Origin of the sequence: Shewanella algicola, from assembly GCF_014648035.1 — a bacterium.
Lineage (GTDB): Bacteria > Pseudomonadota > Gammaproteobacteria > Enterobacterales > Shewanellaceae > Shewanella > Shewanella algicola.
The window spans coordinates 46068-56460 of sequence record NZ_BMQI01000031.1 but is presented as its reverse complement, the minus strand read 5'-3'; the positions used below and the strand labels follow the sequence as shown (position 1 = coordinate 56460).

Annotated in this window: 9 protein-coding genes; 5 read left to right on the top strand and 4 right to left on the bottom strand. The window is 42.9% G+C overall.

Translation table 11 applies throughout. The features are described 5' to 3' along the window. Positions 1–183: 183 nt before the first annotated feature. Positions 184–1485, bottom strand: a complete 1302-nt coding sequence (locus IEY42_RS13975) for a DEAD/DEAH box helicase (RefSeq protein ID WP_188925817.1) — start codon at positions 1483–1485, stop codon at positions 184–186. A gap of 494 nt (positions 1486–1979) precedes the next feature. Here IEY42_RS13975 and IEY42_RS13970 point away from each other — a divergent pair, with 494 nt between their 5' ends. From IEY42_RS13970 to IEY42_RS13955, 4 genes are all read left to right on the top strand, one after another. After that, positions 1980–2894, top strand: coding sequence for a LysR family transcriptional regulator (locus IEY42_RS13970; RefSeq protein WP_188925816.1), 915 nt, complete (start codon positions 1980–1982; stop codon positions 2892–2894). 61 nt (positions 2895–2955) lie between these two features. Continuing rightward, positions 2956–4953 (top strand): TonB-dependent receptor domain-containing protein, encoded by a 1998-nt coding sequence (locus IEY42_RS13965; RefSeq protein ID WP_188925815.1) that lies wholly within the window; start codon positions 2956–2958, stop codon positions 4951–4953. 104 nt (positions 4954–5057) lie between these two features. Then, complete coding sequence (locus IEY42_RS13960; protein ID WP_188925814.1) at positions 5058–5522, top strand: DUF4405 domain-containing protein; 465 nt, start codon at positions 5058–5060, stop codon at positions 5520–5522. A 2-nt stretch (positions 5523–5524) separates the two neighbouring features. After that, positions 5525–5797: a hypothetical protein gene (locus IEY42_RS13955; protein WP_188925813.1), complete on the top strand. Its 273-nt coding sequence runs from the start codon at positions 5525–5527 to the stop codon at positions 5795–5797. Positions 5798–5888: 91 nt separating this feature from the next. On the opposite strand, the gene IEY42_RS13950 is transcribed toward IEY42_RS13955, so the two are convergent. Beyond that, positions 5889–7676 (bottom strand): aminopeptidase P family protein, encoded by a 1788-nt coding sequence (locus IEY42_RS13950; RefSeq protein ID WP_188925812.1) that lies wholly within the window; start codon positions 7674–7676, stop codon positions 5889–5891. 231 nt (positions 7677–7907) lie between these two features. Here IEY42_RS13950 and IEY42_RS13945 point away from each other — a divergent pair, with 231 nt between their 5' ends. After that, on the top strand, positions 7908–9122 hold the full coding sequence (locus tag IEY42_RS13945; protein WP_188925811.1) for a M24 family metallopeptidase: 1215 nt from the start codon (positions 7908–7910) through the stop codon (positions 9120–9122). Positions 9123–9409: 287 nt separating this feature from the next. On the opposite strand, the gene bamJ is transcribed toward IEY42_RS13945, so the two are convergent. Together bamJ and IEY42_RS13935 are read right to left on the bottom strand one after the other, a co-directional pair. Beyond that, positions 9410–9880: a BamJ family beta-barrel-assembly machinery protein gene (gene bamJ / locus IEY42_RS13940; protein ID WP_188925810.1), complete on the bottom strand. Its 471-nt coding sequence runs from the start codon at positions 9878–9880 to the stop codon at positions 9410–9412. A 121-nt stretch (positions 9881–10001) separates the two neighbouring features. Further along, the gene (locus IEY42_RS13935; protein WP_188925809.1) at positions 10002–10352 is read right to left on the bottom strand and encodes a DUF1294 domain-containing protein; all 351 of its coding nucleotides are present in this window, start codon (positions 10350–10352) and stop codon (positions 10002–10004) included. Positions 10353–10393: the final 41 nt, after the last annotated feature.

Here is a 10393-nt window from a genome sequence, read left to right as displayed (position 1 = left end):
CGGATCAAGGAACGAGCATTTAGTTCCTTTGGGGAGCTAATTTCTTATCCGAAGCTCAGGTAAGTTACAAAAACAGACCTGTAATGAACAACAATAATTTCATTCACAAGCAAAAAAGACGCCGGAGCGTCTTTTTGTTTGCTGCCCCTTTGCTGCGGGCAGATAAAATATATCGAGTTGAGGTTACTTAATCTTTTTGTATTTTACAGCGCTACTGGTTTTGCCAACTTTAACACGGCGGCCATCCATGTTTTTCTCTGCAATCATTTGTGCACCAACGTTGTCGCTACGCTGTTGCTTTTTAGCAAAGCTACGGCGCTTTTCAATTTGCTTAAGCAACATTTCACGGCTGCCCACTTCATATCCTGGCACTGTCACGCGGCGAATAGGCTGACCGATTAATTTTTCAATGTCAGCTAACGTGCGCTCTTCTTCACGGCTTACAAACGAGATGGCTACACCGGTTTTACCTGCACGGCCTGTACGGCCAATACGGTGAACATAATCTTCAGCCAAAAAAGGTAAGTCATAGTTAACCACGTATTCAAGGCTTGGAATATCAAGACCTCGTGCGGCTACTTCAGTGGCAACTAATACCCGGATTTTACCCTCAACAAACTCACGTAATGCACGGCGACGACTGCCCTGGGCTTTCTCGCCATGCACAACACCCGACGGAATACCGTCTAGGTTTAACTCTTTCACTAACTTATCAGCTGCATCACGAGTAGCGGTAAATACCAATACTTGTTGCCAGTTTTTAGTACCAATCAGTTCAGACAGTAATTCACGTTTACGGCGTTGTTCAACTGGGTAAATAACTTGGCTAATGGTTGCCGCAGTGGTGTTTTGTTTATCTGCGCTGATTACTTTAGGCTTTTCTAGCATGTCGTTAGCCAGTTTTTTCACTTCATTTGAGAAGGTGGCTGAGAACAACATGTTTTGACGTTTTTTGTTTACGGCTTGTAAGATTTTTTTAATGTCAGCACTAAAGCCCATATCTAGCATACGGTCTGCTTCATCAAGTACTAAAAAGTCAACGTTAGACAAGCTTAAGTTACAAGCCACAATGTGCTCAAGTAAACGACCAGGGGTGGCCACAATGACATCGGCACCGCGTTTAAGCTTTTGCGATTGCGTGTCCATTTTTACACCGCCGTAAATGGTTAATACGGTAAAGTTGAGATGTTTGCTGTAGGCGCTGATATTGTCAGCAACCTGTGCTGCGAGCTCGCGAGTCGGCGTCAGAATTAACGTACGAGTATTCGACGGCATTGTCTCTCTTGGGGTTTCGCACATTCTTTGCAATATTGGTAATGCGAACGCTGCGGTTTTACCTGTACCCGTTTGCGCACTAGCTAATACATCTTCACCACGACGAATGGCCGGGATCGCTTGTTGTTGAACTGGTGTCATAGATTGATAACCGCACTCAGCGATCGCGCGTAATATTTCTGGGGCGAAGCTAAAAGATTCGAATTTCATGGTGCAGTTCCTGTATGTACATCAAAACAAGCGATTTAGTTGCGACAAGCTGAATGAGCCGCACAAGGTCAATCTGGATAATTTGGCCTACTAAATTTGGCCTACTACTAGCTAATAACTTGATCAAAATGGCTTATTCATGCTTAACCGCGCTATTAACCACTTAGGATAGTTGAAAAACGTTAAGCCTGAATGATATCCCAAATAAGGCGCCATCGATAAGCGGTCGCGGAGTATAACAAACTTTCGTATAAATCCTGAACTTTATCTGTGTTTAGACATAAGATTTTTTCGGTGAGGGATTTTGTTACTTTGTAGGCATTAAGTCGTTTTTTTCGCATTGTAATAGGCTGGAAAAATCACTTAAAAAAACGAGTCAGTCGAGCGTATTGTGCTCAAAACACTCAGGATAAAAGTGGTTGATAATTTTATAGGGCTATTCAATGATAGAATAATAAATTGACGACGTAATCGACCTAGTTAACAATCCTTTTATGAATATAAATCAACTCGATCTCAATCTTCTGATCATTTTAAAACAGTTACTCGAAGAAAAACATGTCAGTAACACAGCTTTAACGCTAGGCATCAGTCAGCCGTCAATCAGTCGTTCTTTGGCAAAGTTGCGAGCTATTTTTGATGATCCGCTGTTAATTAGAATGTCTGGTGGTTATGAGTTGACCCCCAAGGCTGAGTCGATTTATCACGACTTAAATAGCATTTTAAGCAACGTTGAACGGCTAGTGAACAAGCAAGACTTTGATCCTCTAACCAATGAGGCCACAATTAAAGTGTTTGGCTTACCACCGCAAATGAATCTATTAGTACAAGCTATCATTGGGGCGTTTAGGCATGAAGCACCTAATATGACACTTGATATTGATACCAGCCCTAAACCACAATTTGCCGATTTATTAAAAGGTGATGTGCATTTTGTGGTAACAGGGCATCAACCATCGGTTGCAGAAGATAAACTGTACCGTATCCCTTTATTTAAAAGAGAATTTGTTTTATTGATGGCGAAAACCCATCAACTGGCTAACGGACCATTAACTATTGCACGGTTAAGTCAGTGTCATTTTGGGAAAATTTCGGTTCAGGGTGAAAAATCGTTATCGATTGCCCATTGTTTTGAAGCTCTTGGATTTGACAATATCTCCACGCCAATACGTCTAAAGAACTTTGATAATATCGGTACTATTACCGAAAACAGCGATGTAATTTTTTATGTGCCTAACCATTTTGCTGATGAACTATGTCAACATTATTCACTCATATCACGTCCTGCACCCAATGAGCTTAAAATCAACCAATCACAAGTTTGCTTATATTGGCATCAACGCTATCACAACGACCCTGTATGCAAATGGTTCAGGAGTTTAATAAGTGAACAGTTATTCAATAATTAAATAGTAATTATGCAGTCAGGGTATTCGTTCTTGATTGCATAACACCTCAATGATAAGTCTAATGGCAACCATTCTCATTAAGGTTGGTGTTGTTAAACTAATGCAAACGACTTATTCTTTTCCTTTAGCTCGAACTCATTTAGCCATTGTCATCAGTACCTTGTTAACTGGTTTTTCCTTTAATGCTATTGCTGCCGATACCACTGACGATATAGAAAAAATTGAAGTGTGGGGCACCACCATTACCAATGGTTCTTTATTACAAGATGATATTGAAAAAAGGCAAGCAGACCATTTAAGTGATTTATTACGCGACCAAGCTGGTATTGATGTCGGCGGCTCACATTCAATGGTGCAAGGCATCAATATTCGTGGCGTTGATGAATTAGATTTAAATATCACTGTTGATGGTGTTACTCAAAACAACAACATGTTTCATCATTCAGGAAACCTGTTAATCAATGCAGATATTTTAAAAGCGGTCGATATCAACGTTGGTACCAATTCGGTACTCACTGGCGGTTTATCTGGTGGTGTGGCGTTTGAAACCAAAGATGCAGCCGATTTACTTGATCCGCAACAAGACTTTGGTGCCCGTTTACATGCTGATTATTCAAGCAATGATTCCGTCGGCGGTTCTGCGACTGTTTACGCTCAGCTAACCGACAGTATCGACGCCTTAGGTTATCTTACTTATACCGATCGCCATAACTTTGATGATGGTGATGGAAACGAAGTTCAAGGAAACGAAGGGGAAATCACTAACGGTATAATGAAATTAGGCTGGGATGTCGATGACCATAATCGTTTTGAGTTGTCTTACGACAAGTATACTGATGAAGGTGATTACTACATCAAAACTAACTTTGGTAGTAACTATAACGAAAGTCATGAACTCGAAACCCAAGAGATTGAATATACCCGTACCACAGTATCATTAGCCTATGAGCTTGACCTAGGTGACATGTTAAATCTTCGCTCCAGCATATATCAAAATGAACTCAGCTACATGCCAACAGATAAGGAAGGGCAGTCTAAGCATACAGGTTATACCGTGCTGGCAGAATCGGTTGTACAGGGCGATTTAGTTCACACACTGCGTTATGGCGCGGAAGGTTACGAGCAAACATCAAAGCTTATTGAACAAGGTATTACCAGCAACGAAGAAACTGCAGACTCTCATGCCATTTACCTTGAAGATGAAATTGCATTAACCAACAAGTTGTCGGTCACCCCAGGGATTAGATATAACCACTACAAAGTCGATATGTTCTCGCCGGGCACGGGTGATTCTCTTGATAAAACATGGACCGACTTCACTTTTGGCTTGGCTACAAAATACTTAGTTAACGATCAATGGACCGTGACAGCCGCTGCCACTGAGTTATTTCAAGGCCCAGGCCTACGTGAAACATACACGGATTACGACACCACTTTTGACAAAGATTTAAAAGCCGAAACGGGTGTCAACTATACGGTTGGCGCAGCGTATCAACAATACAATGTGTTCGGGCTAGACCGCTTAGGTTTTTCTGTTGATGTATTTAGAACTGAAATAAACGATTACATTGATAATTGGTCAGTGGGTAAAGGGAGACCGATAGGCGAATATGTCAATTCAGGTGACTATGTCATTAAGGGTGTTGAATCAACGCTAACCATGCGCAAAGATGATTTTAATGCGCGTTTAACTTACTCAAGTTCAAACTCTGAAAGCCAAGAAACCGGTGAAGTATTACGCTACGAAGTGGGTGATAGCTTGTCACTCGGCCTAGGTTATGAATTTACTGAATACGACGTTAATGTTAACTGGACAACCCTCGTGACCTTAAGTGATGACGTGGTGTACGGCGGTGCTGACATTAATAAAAAAGGTTACGACGTTCACAACATCAGTGCTCAGTGGCTTCCTGCTAGCGCGCCAGACTTAACCTTAACTTTTGGTATCGAAAACTTGTTGGATGAGCAATATTACTCACATGCTTCATACACCAGTGATACGGTTCAAGATTATGAGTCGGGTCGTAATTTTAAAATTAGTGCGTCTTATATTTTCTAGCCAAAACTATTGCTAATGGCAGCAAATTTACAACCGACTCTAGGGTAGTTTATTTGCTGTCTAATCGGCTCAATAAATATAAGTGATTTAAAGGTTATAAAATCATGTCGGATTGGAAACAAAACTTACAGAAAACCCGCTATGTAATGGATGCCCTGTTACTGGTGAGCTTTATGATTGTGTCAGCCCCTCAAGCTACCGGCGTGCCATTACATGAATGGTTAAGCTTGTTGTTTATTGTGCCATTTGCAATCCATTTATTGTTGCATTGGGACTGGATAAAACACAGCTTTAAGCGATTGTTTTCAAAAATTTCCGCTAAAGAACGCTTTAATACCGTGTGGAATTACCTGCTGTACTTAATGATGTTGCTAGCAACTGTCAGTGGTTTTCTGGTGTCGGTAGCGCTGTTACCCACACTGCAAATTGACATTAATATTCAAGACTTTTGGTCTAAAGTACATCATGACTCCGCGACGCTAATTATGCCAATGATTGGCATTCACCTCGCGTTACACTGGAACTGGATGGTGCAACTGACTAAGCGCATGGTAAGCAAAAAGGCATAACGATGAAATACCTACAATATCAATGGAAGCCACGTTTATTTTATGTGTTAGCCATATCCATTTTAGTGAGCGTGATGCTGGTATCACTTGAGTGGACCAGTTGGGCAGAGCAGATAAACTCGCAGGGTTATACCCATGGCGAGGGTGAAGGTAAAATGCCCTCTATACTGATGTACATATTGCCCTTTGTGAAAGAGCTGATTTTGATTGGTGTGCCTATGTTAATCACGGTAGCGCTAGCAAAATTAATCGGACGCTTTAAAAAACGTAAATAAGCGGATTGGTATTATTTATTAAACCGATAATAAAAAGGCTTAGTGTGATCATCTCACCTAAGCCTTTTATGCCTTTATTGAATGCTAGCGCTTAAATAGCCACTGTGACTTTATTTAACCAGGCTAGCTCGTCGCCTTGCATTAATGGCGCAAGGGTTTGACGCACTTTTTGCTGGTATTGATTAAACCAATTCACTTCAAAATCAGTTAATAATGACTTGTCGATTAAGCGGGCATCCATTGGGATGTGAGTTAATGCATCAAACTCATACATTTCACGTTCAGCACCTTGCAATGCGAGGCATGGTTGTACCGCCACTAAGTTTTCAATACGAATACCAAAACCGTTGGCGCGGTAATAACCCGGCTCGTTTGACAACACCATGCCAGGCAATAAGGCGACGCCATTGACGTTTTTACCAATACGCTGCGGGCCTTCATGGACACTTAAAAAATGGCCCACGCCATGGCCAGTGCCGTGGTCATAGTCAAAACCATGTTGCCATAAGTATTGGCGTGCAAAAGCATCGAGTTGCTGACCAGAAGTGCCCTTAGGAAAGCGTGCAGTATCTAATGCAATATGGCCTTTTAATACTAAGGTCACCATTTTTTTCTGCTCATCTGTCACTTTGCCAATGGCGATAGTGCGGGTCACATCGGTAGTACCATCGATATATTGTGCGCCAGAGTCAACCAAATAAATACTGTCCATGGTCATGGTGCTTGGGGTGCCATTATTGTGATTGTAATGACACATGGCAGCATTGGCACCTGTGGCTGAGATAGTGTCAAAACTTGGTTCGCGATACAGTGGGTCTTGCAGTCTAAAACTCTCTAATTTGTCTGCCAGTTGCGCTTCATCGTGCATGATGTGTTGCTCAACTTGGTTGTCTAACCAGGCTAAAAATCGGCTAACGGCAACACCATCACGGATATGACAGGCGCGCATACCCGCAAGTTCTGCGCTATTTTTTTGCGCCTTAGGTAAGGCAACTGGATCGGTACCAACAATCAGCTTAGCACCACTTTTTTGTGCCAGTAATTGTGAGAATGCATTGGCTGAATGCGGGTCGGCTAATAACTTAACGCCTTCCATTTGGGTTAACACAGTGGCTAATTCAGCTTCATCTTTAAAGCTCACACCAGCGCCCACATGCTCTGTTACGTTTTGCGGTACTTTGGCCAAATCGGTAAAAAAGGTCATGTCGCCATTGGCCGATAATAGGCCACAGCCCAGTATGACGGGGAAGCGTGGCACATCGTTTCCGCGGATGTTCAATAACCAGCAACATGAATCTAATGCCGCGATAAGTGCCACGTCAGCACCTTGTTTTTTAACTAAGGCCCCAATTTGTTGGCGCTTCTCAATACTATTGCGCCCAGCACCCTCATGGCTAAATAAAGTCATGGTCGTTGCAGATGCTGCAGGGCGATCTAACCAACTCACATCAATGGGGTTGTCATTCACTTCAACCAGGTTGATTTGGGCTTTATCAAACTGCGCTTTAGCCTGTTGATACCAGGCAAGAGTGTGTAAACGGCTATCGATACCGACGCTAGCGCCAGCGGGTAATGTGTCAATGAGCCAGTCAATTTGCGGGTCGTCATACAGGCTTAAATACTCAAATAAATTGCCATCAACTTGCTGGCGAACCTGCACCGTGTAACGCCCGTCGGTAAAAATAGCGGCACGGTCTTTTAATACAATCGCCATACCAGCAGAACCGGTAAAGCCAGTAGCCCAATGTAAACGCTCATTACGCGCAGGCACGTATTCACCTAAGTATTCATCGGCACGGGGAATGATAAAGGCATCTATGTGGTTCACTTCAAGTTGTTGGCGAATGGCATTGAGGCGCGTAGCAATAATATTGGACATGGTTTCTCCGTGGGAGGCGACTGATGAACTCAGCTCTGTAAATGAAGTGCAATTATCGCAAGGGCAACACAAGCCTTGCAAGCGAAGTCGTTAAGATTAGGCAAGCTAAAATTGTAAACTTATATTGTAAACAGATATTGTATGCATGGTAACAATGACAAACAGACGGTATCCTAGCCCGGAGTAAATGCTTTATTTAAACGTAATAATAACAATAATCAAGGAAACGTTATGACAATCGGTGTTGGTGGCGTGAGTCCACAGCAAGCGTTAGCTAAATTAACCCACATGGCTGACGGTGTGGCAACAATAAGCGATGATGAATTTACGCTGCGTATTTCGCGCGCGCAGCAATTAATGGCGCAACATGGTTTAGATGCCATTTATGTTAATGCAGGCACAAACTTGTACTATTTTAGTGGCACGCGTTGGTTTTCAAGTGAGCGCATGGTGGGCGCGATTATTCCTGCCGTGGGCGCGATTGAGTACATTGCACCAGCATTTGAACTCGATACCTTGCATGGGTATATGGCCATTAAAGGCCAAGTAAACACCTGGCACGAAGACCAAAGCCCTTATCAATTATTTGCCGATGTTGTTGATAAAATGGGCCTTAAGCAAGCCAAGATTGGCATTGATGAATCGACGCCCTTTTTTATTAGCGACGGCATCGCTCAAGCGGCATCTCAGCATCGCTTTACCAGTGCAACAACCGTGACTGCGGGTTGTCGTATGATTAAATCCACTGCCGAAATCGCTTTAATGCAACGCGCTAAAGACATGACGCTTGAAGTGCATAAAGCCGCTGCGAGTATATTACGTGAAGGTATCACCACGGCAGAGGTCGAAAGCTTTATCGATCAGGCACATTATGCCGTTGGCGCGGCACAAGGTTCATATTTTTGCATTGTGTTATTTGGCGAAGACACCGCCTATCCGCATGGGGTTAAGTCGCCAAAATCATTGGCGATTAACGACACAGTGCTGATTGATACCGGCTGTCAGTTGCACGGCTATAACTCAGACATTACCCGTACTTATGTATTTGGTGAGCCCAATGAGCGTCAACGCCAGTTATGGCAGTTAGAGCAAGATGCACAAATTGCCGCCTTTAATGCCGCGCAAATAGGCACGCCATGTTGTGATGTTGATATCGCGGCGCGCAAAGTATTACAAGATGCAGGCTTTGGCCCAGGTTACCAGGTACCAGGCTTACCGCATCGTACCGGACATGGCATAGGGTTAGACATTCATGAATGGCCGTATTTAGTCGGTAATGACGCAACGTTACTGGCCTGTGGCATGTGTTTTAGTAACGAGCCTATGTTGTGCGTGCCGGGTGAGTTTGGTATTCGTCATGAAGATCATTTTTACATGACCACCGAAGGGCCTAAATGGTTTACCCAACCAGCCAAATCGATTGATGATCCGTTTTACTTAACCTGAGTTCGGGATAAGGGATAAACTTATGCTGTTTAAAATCAACAGATTACCAATTTCTCACTTTCAAGCTTGTCATTTGTTCTGCTAAAAAAGGTGAATTGACGCGTCAATAGCTAACCTATTGCAAGTCGATTTAACGCAGTTAGCAGGGCAAAGGACTGTTTGAAAGGCGTTTATTATCCCGAAATCGGGTTACTTAGGCTGAGCATAGTCTGAAGCTGATTCATTAAAACCAAAAGGCCTCCGTGATGGAGGCTTTTTAGATTAATAGCTGTTTATCTGCACTGAGGCTAGTTAATCGCAAACAACTCAACATCAAATATCAGTACTGAACCACCCACGATTTTACCGGTTGAGCGGTTACCGTAGGCAAGCTGGCTTGGGACATAAAAACGGAACTTATCGCCAACACTCATTAATTGCACACCTTCAGTCCAGCCTTTAATCACCTGGTTTAAGCCAAAGCTAATGGTCTCGCCACGCTCAACCGAGCTGTCAAATACAGTGCCGTCGATTAAGGTGCCATGGTAATGCACTGTCACTTTGCTGTTGGCTTTTGGGTGTTCAGTATTGTCGCCTTTGGTGAGGATTTCATACTGCAGGCCTGACAAGGTTTGTACTACACCTTCGCGCTTAACGTTCTCGGCTAAAAACAGTTTGCCTTTTTCGATGTTTTCTTTTGCTGCCTTGGAGTTATTCATCTGGCTAAAAAAATAAAATATTACTCCAGCAATGACCACAACGGCCAAAATCATACGCATAATTGTTCTCAATAAAATAGGTTTAGTGGCATGAGTTTACCGCAAAATGATAAACGCTATCAAACAACGCCAAATCTATTTTGCCAACGGGTTATTGTTTGGCGACAGGCGGTTTAACACCTTATGACATTTGCACTGTAGTCCAATCAAAATAGACATAGCCCGCAGCGCTTATCACGGCAATATTAACCACAATGCAGCACCACAGTAACCGAATAAAAGGTTTCTTTTGGGTCTTATGACGAAAATGAAATTGACCTAACAGTGCCGCAGGCCAACCGCCCAATAACGCACACAGTTGTAAGGTTTTTTCACTGATGCGACGAGCGCTATTGATTGCCGCACGTTTATCGAGGTAATACAAACTGATGGTCAGCAAGTTAAGGGCTAAAAAAACTGCGGTTATCCAGGGGTGAATCAATGCGCTCACCGTGGTGAACACGGTTAACATTAGCCAAGCAAATTTATTCATATGGGCGTTTTTCACTTTTCAGATGATGTGGTTATAGATGA

Bases quoted from the DNA above. Each gene is read 5' to 3' on its own strand.
- IEY42_RS13935 (WP_188925809.1), bottom strand. From the start codon at position 10,352: ATGAATAAATTTGCTTGGCTAATGTTAACCGTGTTCACCACGGTGAGC.
- IEY42_RS13950 (WP_188925812.1), bottom strand. From the start codon at position 7,676: ATGTCCAATATTATTGCTACGCGCCTCAATGCCATTCGCCAACAACTT.
- IEY42_RS13960 (WP_188925814.1), top strand. From the start codon at position 5,058: ATGTCGGATTGGAAACAAAACTTACAGAAAACCCGCTATGTAATGGAT.
- IEY42_RS13970 (WP_188925816.1), top strand. From the start codon at position 1,980: ATGAATATAAATCAACTCGATCTCAATCTTCTGATCATTTTAAAACAG.
- bamJ (WP_188925810.1), bottom strand. From the start codon at position 9,880: ATGCGTATGATTTTGGCCGTTGTGGTCATTGCTGGAGTAATATTTTAT.
- IEY42_RS13975 (WP_188925817.1), bottom strand. From the start codon at position 1,485: ATGAAATTCGAATCTTTTAGCTTCGCCCCAGAAATATTACGCGCGATC.
- IEY42_RS13945 (WP_188925811.1), top strand. From the start codon at position 7,908: ATGACAATCGGTGTTGGTGGCGTGAGTCCACAGCAAGCGTTAGCTAAA.
- IEY42_RS13955 (WP_188925813.1), top strand. From the start codon at position 5,525: ATGAAATACCTACAATATCAATGGAAGCCACGTTTATTTTATGTGTTA.
- IEY42_RS13965 (WP_188925815.1), top strand. From the start codon at position 2,956: ATGGCAACCATTCTCATTAAGGTTGGTGTTGTTAAACTAATGCAAACG.